The 20,684-nt window shown below is 69.2% G+C and carries 19 protein-coding genes and 2 pseudogenes; 15 read left to right on the forward strand and 6 right to left on the reverse strand.

What is annotated here, in order from left to right; translation table 11 throughout:
* Nucleotides 1–32 precede the first annotated feature (32 nt).
* The 3 genes from OHA58_RS33920 to OHA58_RS33930 all read left to right on the forward strand — a co-directional run bounded on the left by OHA58_RS33920 (nt 33) and on the right by OHA58_RS33930 (nt 3,727).
* Nucleotides 33–1,220 carry a CaiB/BaiF CoA transferase family protein gene (locus OHA58_RS33920; RefSeq protein WP_405483529.1) on the forward strand — a complete coding sequence of 396 codons (1,188 nt, stop codon included), beginning with the start codon at nt 33–35 and terminating at the stop codon, nt 1,218–1,220.
* 105 nt (nt 1,221–1,325) lie between these two features.
* Nucleotides 1,326–2,495, forward strand: coding sequence for an iron-containing alcohol dehydrogenase family protein (locus OHA58_RS33925; RefSeq protein WP_405483530.1), 1,170 nt, complete (start codon nt 1,326–1,328; stop codon nt 2,493–2,495).
* Between the two features lie 56 nt (nt 2,496–2,551).
* On the forward strand, nt 2,552–3,727 hold the full coding sequence (locus OHA58_RS33930; RefSeq protein WP_405483531.1) for a MaoC family dehydratase N-terminal domain-containing protein: 1,176 nt from the start codon (nt 2,552–2,554) through the stop codon (nt 3,725–3,727).
* A gap of 460 nt (nt 3,728–4,187) precedes the next feature.
* Here the strand turns inward: OHA58_RS33930 and OHA58_RS33935 are convergent, their stop codons facing one another.
* Entirely contained in the window at nt 4,188–4,643 is a 456-nt protein-coding gene (locus tag OHA58_RS33935; RefSeq protein ID WP_405483532.1) for a winged helix-turn-helix transcriptional regulator, read from the reverse strand.
* 100 nt (nt 4,644–4,743) lie between these two features.
* Between OHA58_RS33935 and OHA58_RS33940 the strand changes: the two genes are divergently transcribed.
* The 8 genes and pseudogenes from OHA58_RS33940 to OHA58_RS33975 all read left to right on the forward strand — a co-directional run.
* Entirely contained in the window at nt 4,744–5,706 is a 963-nt protein-coding gene (locus tag OHA58_RS33940; protein ID WP_405483533.1) for an NADP-dependent oxidoreductase, read from the forward strand.
* Nucleotides 5,707–6,127: 421 nt separating this feature from the next.
* The gene (locus tag OHA58_RS33945; RefSeq protein WP_405483534.1) at nt 6,128–7,540 is read left to right on the forward strand and encodes an aldehyde dehydrogenase family protein; all 1,413 of its coding nucleotides are present in this window, start codon (nt 6,128–6,130) and stop codon (nt 7,538–7,540) included.
* Nucleotides 7,541–7,553: 13 nt separating this feature from the next.
* The gene (locus tag OHA58_RS33950) at nt 7,554–8,603 is read left to right on the forward strand and encodes an NAD(P)-dependent alcohol dehydrogenase (RefSeq protein ID WP_405483535.1); all 1,050 of its coding nucleotides are present in this window, start codon (nt 7,554–7,556) and stop codon (nt 8,601–8,603) included.
* A 64-nt stretch (nt 8,604–8,667) separates the two neighbouring features.
* Nucleotides 8,668–9,432: an N-acyl homoserine lactonase family protein gene (locus OHA58_RS33955; RefSeq protein ID WP_405483536.1), complete on the forward strand. Its 765-nt coding sequence runs from the start codon at nt 8,668–8,670 to the stop codon at nt 9,430–9,432.
* Between the two features lie 26 nt (nt 9,433–9,458).
* Nucleotides 9,459–10,823 carry an MFS transporter gene (locus OHA58_RS33960; protein ID WP_405483537.1) on the forward strand — a complete coding sequence of 455 codons (1,365 nt, stop codon included), beginning with the start codon at nt 9,459–9,461 and terminating at the stop codon, nt 10,821–10,823.
* Between the two features lie 463 nt (nt 10,824–11,286).
* Nucleotides 11,287–12,291 (forward strand): ABC transporter substrate-binding protein, encoded by a 1,005-nt coding sequence (locus OHA58_RS33965; protein ID WP_405483538.1) that lies wholly within the window; start codon nt 11,287–11,289, stop codon nt 12,289–12,291.
* Between the two features lie 204 nt (nt 12,292–12,495).
* Complete coding sequence (locus tag OHA58_RS33970; protein ID WP_405483539.1) at nt 12,496–13,137, forward strand: NAD(P)-dependent oxidoreductase; 642 nt, start codon at nt 12,496–12,498, stop codon at nt 13,135–13,137.
* Nucleotides 13,134–13,322: pseudogene (locus OHA58_RS33975) on the forward strand (phenolic acid decarboxylase); the annotation flags it as partial. The gene OHA58_RS33970 and the pseudogene OHA58_RS33975, both read left to right, overlap by 4 nt.
* 177 nt (nt 13,323–13,499) lie before the next feature.
* Here OHA58_RS33975 and OHA58_RS33980 read toward each other — a convergent pair.
* A complete protein-coding gene (locus OHA58_RS33980) occupies nt 13,500–14,237 on the reverse strand; it encodes an IclR family transcriptional regulator C-terminal domain-containing protein (RefSeq protein ID WP_405485317.1) in 738 nt (245 codons plus the stop codon).
* 11 nt (nt 14,238–14,248) lie between these two features.
* On the opposite strand from OHA58_RS33980, the gene OHA58_RS33985 reads away from it, so the two are divergent.
* Nucleotides 14,249–14,737 (forward strand): aldehyde dehydrogenase family protein, encoded by a 489-nt coding sequence (locus tag OHA58_RS33985; RefSeq protein ID WP_405483540.1) that lies wholly within the window; start codon nt 14,249–14,251, stop codon nt 14,735–14,737.
* 85 nt (nt 14,738–14,822) lie between these two features.
* Here the strand turns inward: OHA58_RS33985 and OHA58_RS33990 are convergent, their stop codons facing one another.
* Together OHA58_RS33990 and OHA58_RS33995 are read right to left on the reverse strand one after the other, a co-directional pair.
* Nucleotides 14,823–15,674 (reverse strand): aldo/keto reductase, encoded by an 852-nt coding sequence (locus OHA58_RS33990; protein ID WP_405483541.1) that lies wholly within the window; start codon nt 15,672–15,674, stop codon nt 14,823–14,825.
* 25 nt (nt 15,675–15,699) lie between these two features.
* Nucleotides 15,700–16,677 carry an aldo/keto reductase gene (locus OHA58_RS33995; RefSeq protein ID WP_405483542.1) on the reverse strand — a complete coding sequence of 326 codons (978 nt, stop codon included), beginning with the start codon at nt 16,675–16,677 and terminating at the stop codon, nt 15,700–15,702.
* 611 nt (nt 16,678–17,288) lie between these two features.
* Between OHA58_RS33995 and OHA58_RS34000 the strand changes: the two genes are divergently transcribed.
* Nucleotides 17,289–18,206, forward strand: a complete 918-nt coding sequence (locus OHA58_RS34000; protein WP_405483543.1) for a helix-turn-helix domain-containing protein — start codon at nt 17,289–17,291, stop codon at nt 18,204–18,206.
* Nucleotides 18,207–18,248: 42 nt separating this feature from the next.
* On the opposite strand, the gene OHA58_RS34005 is transcribed toward OHA58_RS34000, so the two are convergent.
* A complete protein-coding gene (locus tag OHA58_RS34005) occupies nt 18,249–18,512 on the reverse strand; it encodes an integrase core domain-containing protein (protein WP_405483544.1) in 264 nt (87 codons plus the stop codon).
* A gap of 117 nt (nt 18,513–18,629) precedes the next feature.
* Here OHA58_RS34005 and OHA58_RS34010 point away from each other — a divergent pair.
* A pseudogene (locus tag OHA58_RS34010) lies at nt 18,630–18,992 on the forward strand (alpha-L-rhamnosidase); the annotation flags it as partial.
* On the forward strand, nt 18,978–19,511 hold the full coding sequence (locus OHA58_RS34015; protein ID WP_405485319.1) for an alpha-L-rhamnosidase C-terminal domain-containing protein: 534 nt from the start codon (nt 18,978–18,980) through the stop codon (nt 19,509–19,511). The pseudogene OHA58_RS34010 and the gene OHA58_RS34015, both read left to right, overlap by 15 nt.
* A 117-nt stretch (nt 19,512–19,628) precedes the next feature.
* On the opposite strand, the gene OHA58_RS34020 is transcribed toward OHA58_RS34015, so the two are convergent.
* Nucleotides 19,629–20,669 (reverse strand): LacI family DNA-binding transcriptional regulator, encoded by a 1,041-nt coding sequence (locus tag OHA58_RS34020; RefSeq protein WP_405483545.1) that lies wholly within the window; start codon nt 20,667–20,669, stop codon nt 19,629–19,631.
* Nucleotides 20,670–20,684 lie beyond the last annotated feature (15 nt).

Genomic DNA, 20,684 nt, shown 5'->3' on the forward strand with positions numbered 1-20,684 from the left:
GTGAGTGACGCCCGATGTGACGGAGGCTGTGCATGACCGCCCTTGAAGGCGTGAAGGTGATCTGTGTCGGACAGTTCTACTTCGCCCCGTACTGCACCATGCTGATGGCCCGCCTCGGCGCCGACGTCATCAAGGTCGAAGCGCCCCAGGGCGACCCCTACCGGCGCCTGCCGACCGTCGACGACGACGGCTACCCCATCCAGTTCCGCTTCCTCAACTCCGGCAAGCGCAACATCCGCCTCGACCTCACCCAGCCCGCCGGCCAGGACATCCTGCGCGACCTCGTCAATGGCGCCGACGTCCTCGTGCAGAATCTCTCCCCCGGCGCCATGGACCGCTTCGGCCTCGGCTACGACGAGCTCAGCGCCATCAACCCCCGCCTGATCATGGCCTCCGGTACCGGCTTCGGATCCTTCGGCCCCTACGCCGGCGAATCCGCCATGGACCTCACCATCCAGGCCCGCTCCGCCATCATGAGCACCACCGGTTTCGCCGACGGCGCCCCCGTCCGCACCGGACCCTCGATGGTGGACTTCATGGCCGGGACGCACATCCTGGCCGGCGTGCTCGCCGCGCTGTATCAGCGGACGCACACCGGGCGCGGCCAGCACGTCGAGGTCGCTCTCCAAGACGCGGTTGTCCCGTCCCTGACGTCCAACATCGCCGGACTGCTCAGCAAGAACACCGCCGACTTCGAACGCACCGGCAACCGCCACGGCGGCATGTCGGTCACGCCCTACAACGCGTACCCGGCCGCGGACGGCTGGGTGACGGTGCTCTGCCCGACCGACAAGCACTGGGACCGGCTGCGCGCGCAGATGAACGACCCGGCCGCCGACGACCCGCGGTTCGCCACCATGCCCGGCCGCTGCGAGCACATGGACGAGGTGGACGCCGTCGTCGGCGCCTGGACCCGGACGCGGAGCAAGGACGAGATCGTCGCCGCGCTGAAGGACCTCAAGATTCCGTGCGCGCCGGTGGTGACCCTGCCGGAACTCCTGGAGGACCCGCACATACGCGAACGCGGCGTGCTGCGCACTGTCGAGGACGAGCAGGGCTCGTTCATGACCCTGGGCAGCCCGCTCTTCCTCTCCGACTCACCCATGGTCGAACCCACCCGCTCCGGCGGACTCGGCGAACACACCGACCAGGTCCTCACCGAAGAACTCGGCCTCACCGCCGAAGACATTGCAAAGCTCCGCGACGCCGGAGCCATCTGACCGTCGCTCACACGCCGGTGAACGAACCAGCCCAACTACCCATGTGGGAGTACCGCGTACGAGCTGCCCGCCCGTGACGCGACACGACAGAAGGAGCGACAGCACGTGAGCGCTGAACCTGATCTGAGGATCCGGCATGTTGCCCCGGCCTTCCGCACGTTCTGCGGTGAGGGAGCACTGGATGCCCTGCCGCGAGAACTGGCGCGGGTCGGCGCACGCCGCGCGGTGATCATCTGCATTCCCGCGGTGGCGGCGCACACCGAGGCGATGGGCCGTGTTCATGAGGTGCTCGGCGAGCGCCTCGTCGGGCAGTTCGACGGGGTCGAGGAACACAGCCCTCTGCCCTCGGTCGAGCGTGCCAGGGACTTCCTGGCCGAGCACGAGGCGGACGCGTTGATCGCCATCGGTGGTGGCTCGTCGGTCGTCACCGCCCGCGCGGCCACCATCCTGCTGGGCGAGGGCAAGGACGTACGGCAGCTGTGCACCCGGCGGGAGGACGGCCGGCTCGTGAGCCCGAAGCTCGCCGCGCCGAAGCTCCCGCAGTGGGTGGTGCCGAGCTCGCCGACCACGGCCTACGCCAAGGCGGGCGCCGCCGTACGCGACCCGGAGACGGGAGAGCGGCTCGCGCTCTACGACCCGAAGGCCCGCGCCCAAGGCGTCGTCCTCGACCCGGTGATGGCGCTCACCGCGCCCCCACGGCTGAGCTGGTCGGCCGCTCTCAACATCTTCTCGATGGCGGTGGAGGGCCTGCAGTCTCGCCGGGTGGATCCGCTCGCCGACGCGCAACTGGCGCACGCGCTGCGCACGGTCGTGACCTGGCTGCCGCGGGTCGCGAAGGACCCGGAACTGGCAGCACCACGCCTGCAGTTGATGCTTGCGGCGATCACGAGCGGCCAGGGGAGCGACCACACCGGCGGAGGACTCGCGCAGGCCCTGTCGCACGCCATCGGGCCGAGGTCCTCTGCGCCCAACGGCGTCGTCGAAGCCCTGCTGCTGCCGCACGCCATGCGATTCAACGCGAGCGTCGTCCCCGGCCGACTCGCGGCCATCGGGGAGTACTTGGGCCTTGCCGACAGCAGCGCGGAAGCGGCCGTCACGGAGGTCGAGCGCCTTCTGGACGTCTTCGAGGCGCCTCGCCGCCTCCAGGACATCGGTGTCGAGCAGGAGTCGCTCGCCGAGGCGGCCTCCCACGCCATGGACGACTGGGCCATCACCGCCGGGCCGCGCCTTCCCGAGGAGCAGGACGTCCGCGAGTTGATCAACGGTGCTTGGTAGCAGCCGAATCCCCATTGCGAACCGATACGACGATTGACGATCACAGAGGAAGTGCGATGACGACGACGGAAGCCCCGCAGGGCGAGAGGTTCGGCAAGGAACTCGCCGCCGGCAAGTTCACCGAAGAGATGCTGACGAGCATGCGGAACCTGATCGGTACCGAGCTCCGCACGGACGCGTGCGTGAACAACGAATACGCCACCCGACTGGCCATCCTGCGGTTCGCCGAAGGCATCGGTGACGACAACCCGCTGTGGACGGACGAGAAGTACGCCGCAGCCGGGCCGTTCGGCGAGATCGTCGCCCCGCCGAGCTTCATCTTCGCCTGCCTGGGCTCGGTCCAGGTCGGGTGGCGCGGTCTCGGCGGATTCCACGCCGAGACCGACGTGACCTTCCACGCCCCCATCCGCGTCGGCGACAAGATCACGGCACGCGTCTGGTTCGACGGTTTCGACGACCCGATCGACAGCGCCTTCGGCGGCCGCCGGATCAAGGACTACCTGCGTCAGGAGTACTGGAACCAGGACGGTCGGCTCGTCGCGAGGTTCATCTGCTCGCGGATGCGCTTCGAACGCGGCGAGATGCAGAAGCGCCGCAGCTCGCGCGCGATCGAGCTCCCGCACCCGTGGACGGACGAGGAACTCGCGAAGGTCGAGGACGACATTCTCGCCGAGACCCCGCGCGGTGCCGAGCCGCGGTACTGGGAGGACGTGCAGATCGGCGACGAGCTCGACACCTTGACCAAGGGCCCGATCGGGCTCACCGACGAGATCGCCTACGTGGCTTCCGGCGCAGCCCCGATCCCGCGCCTGTCCGCGCACGGCGTCGCGCTGCGCCGCTACCGCAAGCACCCGAAGTGGGCCTTCCGTGACCCCAGCACGCACGCCCTCGAGCCGGTGTACTCGGTGCACTACAACGACTACGCCGCTCGGTTGCAGGGCGCGCAGATCGCCTATGACGTGGGCATCCAGCGCACGTGCTGGCAGCTCCACACCCTCACTCACTGGATCGGGGACACCGGTGCGGTGAAGGCGATCCACGGTCAGTACAGGGCGCATGTCTACCTGTCGGACGTGGTCCGCCTTGGCGGCAAGGTCGTGGGCAAGGAGGTCGACGCCGATGGCGACGCCGTGGTGCACCTGGAGACCTGGGCGTACAACCAGCGCGAGCAGAACTGCATGCCGGGCACGGCGACCGTCATCCTCCCGCGGCGCCAGGAAGGCACTGCCTGATCACTGAGTGACGGTGAGGCAGGGCGGCAGCAGACGGATGCGGCAGGCGCCCCGGATCAGGTCGATGAGGTTGCCGAGGTCGGCGTCGCGGCGGATCTGGCCGTGCTCCTGCGCGGCCTCGCGCGAGGCCCGTCCCGCCGCAAGCTCGTACGAGGAACTCGGGGCCGTGGCGCCGGCCGTGCTGCGTCAGCACCGCGACCAGGCCTGCGTGGCGGTCAACCATTCGCCCGTCTGTCCCCCTCAACCATCGCAACCTCAACGTCCTGGGCCGTACAGCTACGCCGCCTCCGGGCCCGTCGCCGTCATTGCGCGACCCGGACGCGCGGTGGTTGGACGGGGACGACGGCGGTGGGCAGGGTTCAGAGATGTCTGAGGCCGGTTTCGAGGAAGGCCCGCCGCCTCCGCCGGCGCCGGAGTCGCTCACGGCAGGCATGTGCCGTGGGCGATGCGGGCTCTGGTGTCAGGTGTCGGCCCGGCTGTCGTAGTGAATGCGGGCAGCTCGGATGGTGTCGGCATGGTTGTCGGCCCATGCGGCGAGGGTGTACACGACCCGCTCCAGGTCCTGGCCGACATCGGTGAGCGCGTACTCCACGGCAGGGGGAGTCGAGGGGAAGACCGTGCGTGACACGATGCCGTCGCGTTCCAGCGCCCTGAGGGTGGAAGTCAGCTGCCGCTGCGTGATGCCGGCGACGTCGCGTCGCAACTCGTTGAATCGGCGAGGCCGCTGCCCGAGCGAGCAGATGGTGGTCACGCTCCATTTGTCGCCGATCCGGGCCAGGATGCCGCGCACGAGCGCCACCCGCCGCTCGTCGTTCCAGTGCGCCGGCACCGGCGGCTTCGAGGAACTCTCCGGTAGGGCGGCGGGCGTGTCCTTCTGGCTGCCCTCTTCCTGGCACACATCCGATTCGTTAGTCACAGAGGTAGTATCACTCGTATACCTACATGCTGGCTAGGTACCAGGGCGTGGTGTTCGCGGCCCCGTATGTGCACAGCCGGATTGGCCTGATGGGAGCGATATGAAGGCGGTCGTGGTCACGGAGTTCGGTGGTCCGGAGGTTCTGCGGTGGCTGGATGTCCCCGACCAGCACGCGGGTCCCGGACAGATCCGCGTGCGCGTGCACGCCGCAACGGTGAACCCGTCGGACGCAGTAGTCCGCAGGGGGGAGGCGGCGGCACTGTTCGAGGGCCGCCTCGTCCCACCGTTCAGCCCAGGTAACGAGGCTGCGGGCGTGGTCGACGAGATCGGGCCTGACGCCGAGACTGACCTGAAGCTCGGGGACCGGGTGATGGCGTTTGTCGTGCCCTACATGTCGTCCGGGGGCGCCTACGCACAGCATCTCGTTCTGGATCCACGGCAGGTGGCTCTCGCGCCGGCCGGCAGCAGCCACGCCCAAGCAGCCACTATCCCGTCGAACGGGCTGACCGTGCAGCAGGCCATGGATCTCCTCTCGCCGACTGCTGGAGACTGGATGGCCGTCACCGGTGCCGCCGGTGCGGTGGGCGGCTACACCATCCAGTTGGCCAAGGCCGCTGGGCTGCACGTGGTGGCTGATGCCGCCCACGCCGACGAGGAACTGGTGCGATCACTGGGTGCCGATCGCATCGTTGCCCGAGGCCCGGGCGTGGCCGACCGCATCCTCGACGCCGTCCCCGGCGGCGTTTCCAGCCTCATGGACGGGGCGCTCCTGGGGCGAGAAGTCCTTCCGGCTGTCCGCCCGGGCGGACAGCTCGTCATGGGCCGCAGGTCCGACATGCCCGGCGTCGCCCCCCTGGGTGAGCACCCGAATGTCACCATCCACGAGGTCTTCGTTCCGGAGTACGTCTACGAGCAGGGCAAGCTCGACGCCCTTCGTGTGCACGCCGAGCGAGGAGAACTCACGATGCGGGTCGCCGCGGAATATCCCGCTGCCCAGGCCTCTGAAGCGCACCGTCGCCTGGAAGCCGGCGGTGTCCGCGGCCGTCTCGTGCTCATCCTCTGACCAGAACGGGGGCGTGTCGAAGCATCCCCTGACCTTGGGTTTTGACGAGAGCTGACGCCGCCGGTGCGGCACAACCGTCATCAGTACATGCACCATCCCCTTCGTCTTCGAAGTGTTCGGCCTGCTTCCCTCTTCTGCCGTCCGGTTCCTCCTGCCGTCCGGTTCAACGGTGCAGGGCCTGATCGCCATCATCGTGGCGCTGGTCGGCGTTCGCCGACCTGCTCAACATCGCTGTCGTCGCTGGCCGCGACAACCGCGAGGCACGTCTCGAGCCGGGTTCGTGAGAGCTGTCGGAAGACGGCTAGGCCAGGGCGTTGACACTTTCGGGCGGGTGTCCGTAGCGTTACAGCCGCAATAACGATCGATGGTTCTTATATACGAACAACATGGCTGCTGCGACGATGCTCGAGGAGTGTGTTCGGTGATCGAACGCGACCAGATCTTCATCAACGGCAAGTGGGTGCCCTCGACGGGCACCGATGTCATCGAGGTGATCAACCCCGTCACCGAGGAGGCCGTCGTCACCGTTCCGGCCGGAACGGCCGCGGACGTCGACGCCGCCGCTGTGGCGGCAGCCGCAGCCTTCCCGGCCTGGTCGAAGACCACGGTCGAGGAGCGTGCGGGATTCCTGCGCAAGCTCGCCGAGCTGACGGAGAAGCGCTCCGACGAGATCACCAGGGCCGTCGTCAGCGAGATCGGCCAGCCCTACGCGATCGCTGCCGAGGCCCAGGGGTCCTCCGCCGTGGTGGACCTGGTGAGCATCGCCGACAGCCTGCCGGGGATCACCTGGCAGGAGCAGGTCGACCACACCGTCGTCGCCCGGGAGCCGGCCGGCGTCGTCGGCGCGATCACGCCGTGGAACGGGCCCATGCGGATGGTTTGCATGAAGGCCGGCGCGGCGATCGCAGCCGGGTGCACTGTCGTGCTCAAGGGCACCGAGGTCGCACCCCTCAGCTCATTCATCTTCGCCGAGATGGTCGCCGATGCGGGCCTGCCCGACGGGGTGTTCAACCTCGTCTCGGGCACGGGCCCCGAGGTCGGCGAGGCCATCGTCACCCACCCGCTGGTCGACATGGTCTCCCTCACCGGATCCGTCCGTGCGGGCCGTCGGGTGATGGAGCTGGCCGCCCAGGGCGTCAAGAAGGTCGCCCTCGAACTCGGCGGCAAGTCGGCGAACGTCATCATGGAGGACGCCGACCTGGCGCGCGCCATCGAAGTCGGCATGGAGGACGCCTTCCGGAACTCCGGGCAGGTGTGCGGAGGACTGTCCCGAGTCCTCGTACCCCGCTCCCGGCTGGCCGAGGCCGAGGAGATCGCTGTCCGCAAGGCCGAGAGCTACGTCCTGGGCGACCCCTACGACGCCGCCACCACGCTCGGCCCGGTCGCGAACGTTCACCAGCGTCAGCGGATCCGCGACTACATCCAGTCCGGACTCGACGAGGGCGTACGAATGCTGACCGGTGGCCCGGAGGCTCCCGAGGGACTCGACCGCGGCTTCTTCGTACGGCCCACCGTGTTCTCCGGCGACAACACTGCGCGCGTCGCACGCGAGGAGATCTTCGGCCCGGTCGTGGTGATCATCCCGTTCGACGACGAGGACGACGCCTTCCGGATCGCCAACGACACCGAGTACGGACTCGCCGGGGCGATCTGGGCCGGGACCGACGAGCGTGCCCGCGGCCTCGCCGGCAGGCTGCGCGCCGGACGCATCCGCATCAACGGCTCCCCGGTCAACCAGCGAGCTCCCCACGGCGGCTTCAAACTCTCCGGCATCGGCCGCGAGTTCGGCCGCTACGGCATCGAGGAGTTCCTCGAGTACAAGTCCATCGGCTGACCGGGAGAGCGACATGATCACGGTCAATTCCCGCTCGATCGCGGGCCCTGAAGAGTCGTTCAAGCCGATGACGCTGGTACGTCGGGACGTCGGTCCGGGCGACGTCCTGATCGACATCGCCTACTGCGGTATCTGCCACACGGACGTAAGCCGCGCACGCGGCGAGTTCGGCCAGACGCACTACCCGCTCGTCCCCGGCCATGAGATCGCGGGAATCGTCTCCGCCGTCGGATCCCAGGTCCGCAAGTTCGCGGTCGGCGACCGGGTGGGCGTGGGGTGTCTGGTCGACTCCTGCCGGGAGTGCGACTACTGCCGCGCCGGCATGGAGCCCTACTGCCGCAACGGCCACATCCGGACCTACAACTGCCTTGACCGCACCGGGGAGTACACCCAGGGCGGCTACAGCGAGAAGATCGTCGTCGACGAGGGCTACGTCGTCCGGATCCCGGACGGAATCCCGCTGGAGGCGGCCGCCCCGCTGTTGTGCGCAGGGATCACGCTGTACTCCCCGTTGCGGCACTGGAAAGCAGGGCCGGGCGTCAAGGTCGCCATCATCGGATTCGGCGGACTCGGGCACGTAGGAGTACCGATCTCGGCGGCACTCGGGGCGCACACCACCGTCTTCGACCTCACGATGGACAAGGAGGCCGACGCCTACCGCCGCGGGGCCGACGCCTACCGGCTGTCCACCGACCCGGCGATCTTCACCGACTTCGCCGGCACGTTCGACCTCATCCTCTCCACGGTGCCCGCGAACCTCGACTACGACGCCTTCCTGGAACTGCTCGCGCTGGACGGGACGTTCGTGAACCTTGGCGTTCCGAAGAAGCGCATCTCACTCGATGTGTTCTCGCTGCTGAACAACCGGCGATCGCTCGCGGGCACCCTGGTCGGCAGCATCGATGAGACGCAGGAGATGCTCGACTTCTGTGCGCAGAACGGCATCACCCCCGAGGCCGAGGTCGTCGCTGCCGACGAGATCGACACGGCGTACGACAGGATCGCAGCCGGCGACGTCCGGTACCGGTTCGTCATCGACATCGCGACCATGGCGGCCGGCTGAGCCAGCAGGCCGGTGACACGGGTATCGCGACAACACCACAACGAAGTGGAAAGGCCGTCCGTAGATGACGACTAACTGGGTCATTGACGCCGTGAAACTCGGTGAGCTCCGTGACGTCCCGGCCAAGGAGGTCTACCTCGACGACGACAGCCCTCGGGTCGTCAGCATGCCCCTGGTGATGTTCGTCCTGAGGTCGGGCAACCGGACCGTGGTCGTGGACACGGGCGGCCCGGCCGACGAGGAACAGATCCGCCGCAGGATTCCGTACGGGTACGTGGTGGGCGAGGGGGAGCGCGTGGGGACCGCGCTCGCCCGGTTGGGGGTGCGCGCCGACGACGTAGATCTGGTGGTCAACACCCATCTGCACTGGGACCACTGCTCGAACAACGACGCGTTCCCCAATGCCGAGATCCTCGTCCAACGCGCGGAACTGGGCCATGCCACCGGGCCGTCCCCGGAGCCCCCGGGGGCCTACGGGATTCACGGTGACTCGGTTCCGCCCTTCGCCCGGTGCCTGGAGCGGGTCCGCCCCCTCGACGGCGCGAGCGAGATCGCGGCCGGGCTCGGCGTCCTGCCGCTGCCGGGACATTCACCGGGGTCGCAGGGCGTCCGCGTCGACACGGGCGCGGGCACCTTCGTCATCACCGGTGACTGCGTGGACACCTTCGACAACTGGGACAACGCAGGCGCCGAACTGCCGCTTCCGTCCGGCCGCTTCACCGATCTCGATGCCTACCGCGCCAGCCTCGCCCGCTTGAAGGGCACCGGCTGGACCCCCCTGCCCAGCCACGATCTCGCGGTGGTCGAGAAGGCGACCTTCGGCTACTGACACCTTGGGGCGCCCCAGGAGGATCGATGACATTGCCCGACCAGCAGGATCAGCAGCAGACCGTACGGACGGCGTCCGTGCCCGCTCGCGACGACAAGCAGATGCGCCGCATTGCACTGGCAGGTTTCACCGGCACTGTGATCGAGTTCTACGACCTGACGCTGTATGCCGTGGCCGCCTCCCTGGTGTTCGCCGACCTGTTCTTCCCCGCCCTCGGTCCGGCAGCCGGCACGATCGCGTCGTTCGGCACGCTCGGGGTGGCGTTCGTCGCCCGCCCCATCGGCGCGATGATCTTCGGACACTTCGGCGACCGGCTCGGGCGCAAACGCATGCTGGTCACGACGTTGCTCCTGATGGGAGGAGCGACGGTCGTGGTGGGCGCGATGCCGACAGCGGACCAGATAGGTGTTGCGGCTCCCATCCTGATCGTCTTTATGCGCATCGTCCAAGGCGTTGCTGCAGGAGGCGAGTTGGCGGGAGCCGCGCTCTTCAGCACCGAGAGCGCGCCGACAGCGCGACGTGGATTCTGGACGATGTTCACCTCGCTCGGGGGAGGGTTCTCGATCGTTCTCGCCAACGCGACGCTGCTCGCGGTGGGCGCCGGTCTGTCCGACGAGCAGTTCGCCTCGTTCGGATGGAGGATCCCGTTCCTGGCGAGCGCCCTGCTCGTCGTGGTGGGCCTGTACATCCGCCTCAAGATCGACGAGAGTCCGGTGTTCGAAGCCGAGGCCACGGCCGAGCCGGACCGCCGGGAGAGGCGGTCGAAGATCCCGTTCGTCGAGGCGTGGCGGCACCAGCCGCGACAGATGCTCCTTGTCGCAGGGATCTCGATCATGCAGGCCGCGTTCACCTACCTGGGCGCGACGTATTTCGCGAACCTCGGCACCGGGCAACTGGGCCTGACCCGGAACACGGTGCTCGGCGCCGGGATCGCGGGAGGGCTGTGCTGGGCACTCGGCGTCGTGGCTGGCGCGACCGCGTCCGACCGGTTCGGAAGACGCCCGGTCCTGCTGATGGCGACGGCCGGCGCGGTGGTCTGGGCGCTTTTGGTCTTCACCCTCCTGGAGTCGGCATCGGCTGGGGAGTATCTGTTGCTCCTGTGCGTGACGATGTTCTTCGCAGGGCTGGAGATCGGCCCCATCAACGTCATGCTCTCCGAACTCTTCGACACCCGGTACCGATACACGGCTTCCGCGTTCGCCTACAACATCGGGCTGGTCGTCGGCGGGGCCGTGCCTCCCCTGATCGGCGCCTCGATGACCGCCTCGTACGGCGCCTTCTCATTCGGCCTCTTCCTGGCCTTCCTTTGTCTGATCAGTCTGCTCAGCGCGATCGGCCTGCCGGAGACACGCGGCCGGGACCTCTCCGATGTTCGCGCGTCGCCACGCTGACTCGGGCCCCTGCGACGGCTTCCGGCGGATGGTGCGCAGTGAGACGGCCAGCGCCTCCCAGGACAGCAGGACCGGCAGGAACAGCAGCAGGACCACTTCGGGCGGCACCTCGACCTCGCGCAGCGACCGACCACGTCTCACGTCCTCCTGCCACGCCCGGGCAGAAGCCGAGACACCGTGCGTTCCGGGCGGATGTGACCGGCGAGCCCGCCCCCATGAACGGCCCGCAGAACCGCGACTCGGCGAAGAAGCGGATGTCAGGGGGTGGCTTACGGGCCCCTTCGACGGGGTGCAGCGATGGCGGGGCGGCGCGGGGTTACGCAGAATCGTTGCTGTGTGAGTGGTGGCGCGGTTGATGCTCGTGCCGGTCAGCCAGTCGGTCCGATCCGGGCCGACTGCGGCCAGGCCGCTCGACCTCAGGCCGGGCGCGTCCGCGCCGGCAGCACCGAGAGGAATCGAACCCATGGTGGACGAAGAGACGAGACCTCTGTGCGAGCTGTACGAAGCGGCTCGCGCAGAGGGCGGCAGGCTCACCGTGTACGCCGGCGGGGACATCCCCACTCAGCAGGACGGTGTGCTGGACGCCTTCGCCGCTGCCTTCGCCGACGTCCACCTCGACATGATCGTCGACTACAGCAAATACCACGACGTTCGGATCGACCGGCAGATCGCCACCGGATCGCTCGTCGCCGACGTCACCCAGCTCCAGACGAGCTTCGACTTCACCCGCTGGAAGCGGCAGGGCCTTCTCACGGACTACAAGCCCGCCGGGTTCGACCAGGTTCACGATCTGTTCAAGGACCCGGACGGTTCGTGGGTGGCCGTGGCCGTCTACGCGTTCAGCTACCTGACCGGCGTCGAGGGCGGCCCCGCCTCGCCCGAGGAACTGGCCGACCCGCGGTGGAAGGGCAAGATCGCCTCCTCCCATCCCGGGGACGACGACGCGACGCTGTTCCTGTTCAAGAAGTACGCCGATGTGTACGGCTGGGACTGGCTCACCGCGCTGGCGGACCAGGGTCTCGCCTTCCACCGGGGCACGAACTCCCCGGGCGAGGCCGTCGCGGCCAAGACCCATCCGGTCGGCCTCGCCGGGGCCGCCGCAGGACTCCCCGGCGTGGACTGGCGCCTGCCCACCGCCCCACACCCGTTCCTGGCCTGGGGCCAGCGCGCCGCCATGCTGCGGGGTGCTCCCCACCCGGCGGCGGCCCGGCTCTACCTGAACTGGATGCTCTCCGCCGACGTGCAGCGCACGGGCTTCCTCGGCTGGGGGGTGCGCACCGACGTGCTCCCCGACAGCGGCCCCGCGGTGTGGGATCTCCCTGAAGCGCACGTGGCGGAGTTCTACGCCTTCATGGAGGACCGGGCGCTGGTCGAGTGGTGGCGCCAGAGCATGGTGCTGCTCTTCGGCGAGGTCCGGGGTGAACCGACTCCTGGCTGGCTGGGCCCGCGCCCCACGCGGCACGCCTGATGGTGCGCATAGGTGTGTCATCGGCTGGTCCGTTGGCGGGCAAGAACCTTCTCCACCAGACCATTCACAAGGTGGTCGCCGAGGGCGACTTCGTGCTCGGCGAACTGCCGCACTCCAACGGCCTGTTCTGACCTCCCCGCTCCTCCGCTCCCTCCCACCCCCAAGGAATTCGTGTCCTCTGGAACAACGCCCTTTGGAGTCGCCATGTCCCGCATAGTGATCTTCGGAGCCGCCGGCCGGCTCGGCTCCCGCATCGTCGCCGAGGCCGCCTTCCGCGGCCACCACGTCACCGCCGTCGCCCGCACCACCGACCACCTCACCACCCTCCACGACGGCGCCACCGCCCAGGTCGGAGACCCCACCGACCCCGACTCCGTACGCACCCTCGCCACCGGCACCGACGTCCTGGTCAGCGCGGTCGGCGGCCCCGACAAGGCCGTCTACCTCACTACCGCCCGCACCCTGGTCACCACGCTCAAGAGGATCGGAGACACGGCCCCCCGCATCATCCACTGCGGAGGCGGCGGCAGCCTCCTGAACGACGAAGGCGTACGGATGGTCGACGTCCCCGGCTTCCCGGCCGAGCTGCGCGACGAGGTCCTCGGCCAAGCTGCCGCCCTCGACTACTACCGCGCCAGCACGGGTGTCACCTGGACGTACGTGTCCCCGCCGCCCGGCAACTTCGCCCCGGGCAGACGCACCGGTCAGTACCGCACCGGCACCGACCACCCTGTCACCCGCCCCGACGGCACCTTCGGCATCTCCTACGAGGACTACGCACTCGCCCTTGTCGACGAGATCGAAACCGCCTCCCACCTCGACACCCGCTTCACCGTCGGCTACTGAAGAACCGGAGCGCGAGCACGCGCAACGAGAAGGAGTGCGACTACCGCATCCGCCACGGTCTGGTCGGTGACCGCTGGGTCATCCGGCAGGCGATGAACCTCGCGCGGCTGGGCGACGGGCGGGACAAGGCCGACTGGCACGAGCCGACCGGCACTTGCGTCAGCCTCTTCTCCAACGTGCCGGGCAGGGACGAGCATCTGCGCCAGCACCGGGAACGCACCACCGGATACGACCAGGAACTTCTCGACGCGGTACGCGCCCTGGCCCACGGCGAACCGGAGGCGGCACAGCCTGTAGCGGACAGGCGGGGCCGGGCGGCATCGTGCTGCGCGACGGGCGTCCCGCCCGGTCGGCACGTTGGGTCAGCGCGGTACCGGCCCGTGGGGGAAAGCGGCGGCGAGGTCGGCGGACAGGGCCGCGGCGCAGTGGCGCAGGGCGGGGAGGATCGCCGCCAAGGACTGTTCGGGGGTTTCCGGTCCGGAGTGCAGGGCCACGTTGACGGCGGCGACGGTGTGGTGTGCGTGGTCGTGGACGGGGACGGCGATGGAGCGCAGCCCGTCCTCCAGTTCCTGGTCGACGAGCGCGTGTCCGGTCTCGCGCGTCGCGTCCAGCTGTGCGAGGAGTGCCGCGGGTGAGGTGGGCCGCGGCCCTGCGGCGTCGATGCGGGTGCGGGCCTCGTCGTGGGGAAGGGCGGCCAGCAGGCCGCGGCCCATGGCGGTGGCGTAGGCCGGCAGGTGTGTGCCGGTGGCGATCGCGGCGCTGGTGATCCGGCTGGTCGCGCTGCGGGCGACATAGCGGACGTCGGAGCCGTCGAGGACGGTCAGGGAGCTCGACTGGCCCAGTTCGGCGGTGAGTTGTACCAGATGTGGCTGGGCGATGTCGGGGAGGGTGAGGGTCGACAGTGGGGCGTGTCCGAGTTCGAGGACGCGTGGGGTGGGCAGGTGGCGGCGGCCCTGGTTTCGGACGTATCCGAGGTCGGTGAGGGCCAGCAGGTGCCGACGGGCGGCGGCGTAGGACAGTCCGGTCGCCTCGGCCGTCTCGGCCAGGGTGCTGCCGCCCGGGCGGTTCAGCGCGCGCAGCACGGTCAGGCCGCGGGCCAGCGCCTGGAGGAATGACGAGCAACGAGCGGGCCGCGCAGCGCGTGACCGCGCTGATCGCCGACGCGGTGGCCAAGGGGGCCCGCCTGGTCGCCGGCAACGGGAAGGCGGAAGAGCCCGGCACCTTGATCGCACCGACCGTACTGGCCGACGTGACCCCCGACATGGCCGTCCACCACGGCGAACTGTTCGGCCCGGCCACCTCCATCTACGTCGCCGACAGCGACGACGAGGCCGTACGCCTTGCCAATGACACCCCGCACGGCCTGACCGCAGGCGTCATCAGCGAGAACCTGGCGGCCGGTCTGCCGGTGGCGCGTCGGCTGCGTACCGGCATCGTGCACGTCAACGACCAGACCATCGGCGACGAACCCCAGGCGCCGTTCGGCGGCGTAGGTCACTCCGGGTACGGGCGGTTCGGCGGCCAGGCCGGGGCTGAGTCCTTCACCGACACCCGCTGGATCACCGTCCAGTCGGAGGGCCACGCCCACTTCCCGATCTGACGCCCTGGTCGCTGATCCAGCCACGCCTTCGCGGACGCGGATGCGGAGGGGAGGGCGAACTCGCTCATCGCCAGGGCGCTCCGGTTCAGCTGTCCAGGCGCCGGGCGCTGAGCCAGTTGACGATCTCCGGGTCGTGGTGGTCGAAGAAGAGCGTGGATCCGGTGTCCAGGGTGGCGATGGACGCCATCTCGTCGTCGGTGAGCGCGAAGTCGAAGACGTCGAGGTTCTCCGCCATGCGCTCGGGGCGCACCGACTTCGGGATCGAGGCGACACCACGCTGGACGGCCCAGCGCAGCACCACCTGGCCGACTGACTTCCCGTACTTCTCGCCGATCCCACTCAGCACCGGGTTGGTGAACAGGCCGTTCTTGCCCTGCGCGAACCCGCCCCACGCCTGGAGCTGGACGCCGTGTTCGCGCATGAGGTCCTGGTAGTCGGTGCGCTGGAAGAAGGGGTGGGTCTCGATCTGGTTGACCGCGGGTGTGATCTCGTTGTTGAGGATGAGGTCGAGGAGCCGGTCGGGGTAGAAGTTGGCGACGCCGATGGCCTTGGCACGGCCCTCGCGGTTGAGGGCTTCCATGGCGCGCCACTGGCCGTACACGTCGCCGTAGGGCTGATGCATCAGGTACAGGTCGAGGTAGTCGAGGCCGAGCTTGTTCAGCGACGTCTCGAAGGCACGCTTGGTGTTGTCCTCGGCAGGCGCGTCCTGGACGTACAGCTTGGTGGTGACGAAGAGTTCCTCGCGCGGGATGCCGCTGTTCTTGATGGCGCGGCCGACGGCCTCCTCATTGCCGTACGAGGCCGCCGTGTCGAGGAGGCGGTAGCCGGCCGCGAGGGCGTCGGTGACGGCCTGTTCGGTTTCTTCGGCCGGGATCTGGTAGACGCCGAAGCCGATGACCGGCATCTCGACGCCGTTGTTCAGGGTGACGTGCTGCATGTGTTTTCCTTCGGGTGCGGGCGGGTCAGCGCTCGAGCATCTTCAGCTGGGCTTCGTTGTGTGTGGCGCCGGCCGCGGGCGGGAGGCTCGTCAGTCGGTCGAGCTGGGTGGGGGTGAGCCGGAGGGTGTCGGCTGCGGCGTTCTCCTCGAGACGGGTCACGCGCTTGGTGCCGGGGATGGGAGCGATGTCGTCGCCCTGGGCCAGCAGCCAGGCGATGGCGACCTGGGCCGGGGTGGCGCCGGCCTCGGTGGCGACCTCCCTGACCTCGTCTGCCAGACGCAGGTTGTGCTGGAAGTTCTCGCCGGTGAAGCGCGGGTTGTCCCGCCGGAAGTCGTCCTTGTCGAAGCCCTCGGTGGAGCGGATCGTTCCCGTGAGGAAGCCGCGTCCCAGGGGCGAGAACGGGACGAAGCCGATGCCGAGTTCGCGCAGCGTCGGCAGGACGCGGGCTTCGGGGTCGCGGGTGAAGAGGGAGTACTCGGACTGGACGGCGCTGACCGGTGTAACCGCGTTCGCTCGGCGGATGGTGTCGGGCCCGGCCTCGGACAGGCCGAATGCGCGGACCTTGCCCTCGGCGATCAGCTCGCCCACGGTGCCCGCCGTCTCCTCGATGGGGACGTTCGGGTCGACCCGGTGCTGGTAGTAAAGGTCGATGTGGTCCGTGCCGAGGCGGGCGAGCGATCCTTCCACGGCGGTGCGGATGTTGGCCGGGCTGGAGTCCTGGTTGCCCGGCCCGTCGCCGCCGTGCGACACCAGGCCGAACTTCGTCGCCAGCACCACCTGGTCGCGGCGCCCCTTCAGGGCACGTCCGAGCAGTTCCTCGTTGGTGTACGGACCGTAGATCTCGGCGGTGTCGATGAAGGTGACGCCGAGCTCCAGGGCCCGGTGGACGGTACGGATGGACTCCGCCTCGTCGGTCCCCGCGCCGGTGTACGCCTGGGACATGCCCATCGCCCCGAGACCGATCCGGGAAACGTCCAGGTCACGCAGGTGGATGTGGTGCATCAGTGCTCTCCGCTCCGTCGTCTTCGGGCTGGTTCCGCTCCGGCCCGGTCTGCCGGTGGCCGCTGCTCGCGGGCGGGGGCGCCGAGGCCGGACGCAGCACGGCGGCGTGCGCGGCCCGTCACCGGTGTCCCAGGGTCGGGCCCTGCGGCCGTACGTCTCGCCGGAAGCGTACGGCCAGGTTGCCTCTGTATTCGTGTCTGCGCGCCCTTGCTGAGGGGCCGAGTTGTTCAGGGGGATGACAGGGCCCCCCACGACTGGCCGAGCGGCCCGCAGTCCGTGCCGCCGCCCCCCTCGGGCCGCTGTTCTTCCGCGGTCGCAGCTGATGGCCAATGGCAGCAAGCCCGCGCTCAAGACCTTCCGATGCCCCCTCGTCGGTGCGATCCGTCCTACCGCCCGTACGACGCACTGGGACGGCGCCCCTGGCCAAGGCCTCGGCGTCTGCACGGCCGCTCCGGAACCCCCGATCACGACGCCCTGTCGCCACTACCGCTTCCGAATCCGACGGGCGTCCGGCTTCGGCACTCAGTCCTGCACCGCGTACAGGCGAGCCCGACCCGGCCACGAGGCCGATGACCAGGACGCTCTACCTGAAAAACGGGCAAAATGGCCTCATGGCGCGTGGAGCGGAGAAGACGAAGGGCCACGCGGCGGACGCCTCCAGCGGACTGGGCACCTACCTGCGGGCACGCCGCGCGCAGGTCACCCCGGAGCAGGCAGGGCTGGGCACCACGCCTGGAACGCGCCGGACGCCGGGACTCCGACGGGAAGAACTCGCCACCCTGGCAGGGATCAGCATCGACTACTACGTGCGCCTGGAACGCGGCAAGGAGACCCGCCCCAGTCCCTCCGTCATCGACTCCCTGGCTCGTGCCCTGTGCCTCGACGCGTACGAGCACAACCATCTGCGCGAGCTGGCAGCCCGCGCCGTCCATGTCGCCGAACCGCCGCCCGCGCCCGGCGGCACCGTGCGACCGCAGTTGGCCGTGCTACTGGAGTCCGTGCGCCCGAATGCCGCCTACGTCGTCAGCCGCACCCTCGACCTGCTGGCCTGGAACCCCGGAGCGCTCCGGCTCTTCGCCGGCATGGACGACTGGCCGCCGCAGAAGCGGAACTTCGCACGGTATGCATTCCTCCACCCACTCGCGCGCGAGGTGCTCGACGACTGGGACGAGCAGGCCCGCGCCTGTGTCGCCAGATTGCGCGCGTTGGCCGGCACCGAGCCGGACGCACCGGACCTGGCTGAGCTGGTCGACGAACTCCTGGCGAAGAGCCGGGATTTCGTCGACCTGTGGAACCGCTTCGATGTGAAGCCGCATGCGCCGGATCCCAAGACCTTCCACCACCCCGACGTCGGAGACGTACGCCTCGGTTACGAGTCGATCGCACTGGAGCACACCCCGAAGCAGCGCTTCGTCCTCTTCTTCGCCGAGCCGGGCGGTCCGGACCACGACAAGCTGGTCCTGCTCGACTCGGAACGCGGCGGGTGGCGCTCGCGCGGGTCAGCGACGGGGCAGTCCCAGCGTGGTTGAAGAAGCGGAGCCTGTGGGGGCTCGGAAAGTCATTGCTGCAGATCAAGTGGCGTATTGGTACTCGTTGATGAATCCGCCGAGGACGCGTGTGTGCGCAGGGCCGTCTGGGCTCGAGCTGGTGCAGGAGTGCTGGCTGTTCCTGGGCCTCGGGCGGTCGTTGGTCCCGGATCGGTGCAGCCGGTGCCGGTTGTAGTGATTCCGGTACTCGGCGAGGACCTGTCGGGCGTGGGCCTCGTTCATGGTCAGAACGTGGTCCAGGGCTTCTCGGCGGATCGTGCCGGTCACCCGCTCGCAGTGGGCGTTCATCCGAGGAGTTCGGGGCGCGCTGAGCGGCACCTCCCTCTCCCCGAAGCCCGTACGTACGCGGACTTGGCCGCCCGCATCGCCCAAGCCTTCCGCAACGCGTAGGTCACACCCGACGGCCGCATGATGTCCGACGCACCCACCGCCTACGCGCTGGCCATCGCCTTCGAGATCGTGGTCGGCGAGCAGCGGCAGGCCATGGGCGACCGGCTGCGTGACTTGGTTCGGGCCGCCGGATACCGCATCGCCACCGGCTTCGTCGGCACCCCGATCATCGGCGACGCGCTCACCGCCACCGGCCACGCGACGGCGGCATCACGCCTGCTGACCCAGACCGAGTGCCCGTCCTGGCTGTACCCGGTCACCATGGGTGCGACGACCGTGTGGGAACGCTGGGACTCCATGCTGGAGGACGGGTCGATCAACCCGGGCCAGATGACCTCGTTCAACCACTACGCGCTGGGAGCCGTGGCCGACTGGCTGCACCGCAGCGTCGCAGGCCTCGCCCCGCTGGAGCCGGGGTATCGCGTGATCCGTGTCGCGCCCACCCTCCTCGACGACCTCGACGACGCTTCGGCCTGCCACGAGACTCCGTACGGGCGTGCCCGTGCCGGATGGCGACGGCAAGGTGACCAGGTGTACTTCCACGCCGAGATCCCGCCGAATGCGCGGGCCGTCGTCGAGCTTCCCTCCGGAACGCGGTATGAGGTGGGCAGCGGGACGCACACCTGGACGGAAGCCCATCCGCGGCCGCTCCAGGAGCGCGGCCGGCTGACCCTGCGCAGCATTCTCGCGGAGATCATCGATGACCGGCAGGCGTACGAAGCCGTACTGGATGCCATCCACAACATCGACGAGGCCCGCTCGGAGACCTTCCGGCGCACGACCCGCTGGCGGCGCGGCAGGGAACTACGGGAGCCCCTGGACAAGGCGCCCGTCACCGTTCTGGCAGCTGTGGAGGCGGCTCTTGCCGCGCTGCCGAGCGAGCACACGGCGGGCTGAGTCGACCGGACTGCGTGTGGGTACCGATGCCGGACGGTCCGGCCGCCGTCGATGGACAGGGTGTGGCCGATGGCAAAGGAGGTGCCGTCGGCAGGAGGGAAAAGCGACGCGCGCTGTTCACCCTTCGGTTGGGGGCGCCGTGGAGTTCCGTGGCATCAGGGTGGGGGAGAGCGTCACCTGGGCCGTCGGCTTGGCGCGGTCCGTGATGCGCTCCAGCAGCAGGCGTGCCGCGTTGCCGCCTATGGCGCGGCCGCCCTGGTCGACGCTGGTGAGGGAGATCTGGCGCAGTGCGGCGAGTGTGGTGTTGTCGTATCCGGCTACTGCGATGTCATCGGGCACCGAAAGCCCGGCCTCGGACAGGGCGTCGAGGACCCCCATGGCGACGACGTCGGCACCCGCGAACATCGCTGTGGGGCGTCGGGTGCGGGCGAGCAGCTCCCGCGCACCGAGGTATCCGCCCTCCTGCGTGTAGCTGGTGGACACGATGTCGATCTCGTCCGCCAGACCATGAGCCCGCATGGCGCGGCGGTAGCCCTCCGCCCGCCGCGCGTTGGGCATCTCCTCGCTGCGTGTGGGGTCGGTCTCCAGGTGCTCTATGTGTGCGATGTGCCGGTGGCCTTGGGAGACGAGGTGGTCGACGACCAGCGCGGCGCCCGCGAGATCGTCGTCGACCACGGTGTCGTAGCGCGTGGACTGGCCGTGACGGCCGATGACCACCATCGGTACTGCACCGGCGAGGTGCTCGAGCCGGGCCCGCGACGACACGGGGGCGACGAGAAGCAGGCCGTCCATGCCGCGGTCGATCATCGCGTCCGTGACCCGGGCCTCGGCCTCCTCGCCGTTGCACCCAGGCCCCAGCAGAACCTGGTAGTCGGTGTTCTCGAACCACTCCGTGACACCGTCGAGGATCTCGGGGAAGAACGGGTTGCGGATGTCCGGAAGCATCACGCCGATGGTGTACGTCTGCCCACGCAGGCCCCGCGCCGCCGCGTACGGGCGGTACCCGAGTTCGGCGATCGCCTGCTGCACCTTCTCCCGCATCCTCGGGCTCGCGCCGTAGGCGCCCCGCAGCACCTTGGACACGGCGGTCGTGGAGACCTGGGCATGGCGCGCGACGTCGACGATCGTCACACGCCGCGGCTGGGCTGGCGGTGCCATCCGGGGGCCTCCGGG

Origin of the sequence: Streptomyces sp. NBC_00009, from assembly GCF_045040855.1 — a bacterium.
Lineage (GTDB): Bacteria > Actinomycetota > Actinomycetes > Streptomycetales > Streptomycetaceae > Streptomyces > Streptomyces aureus.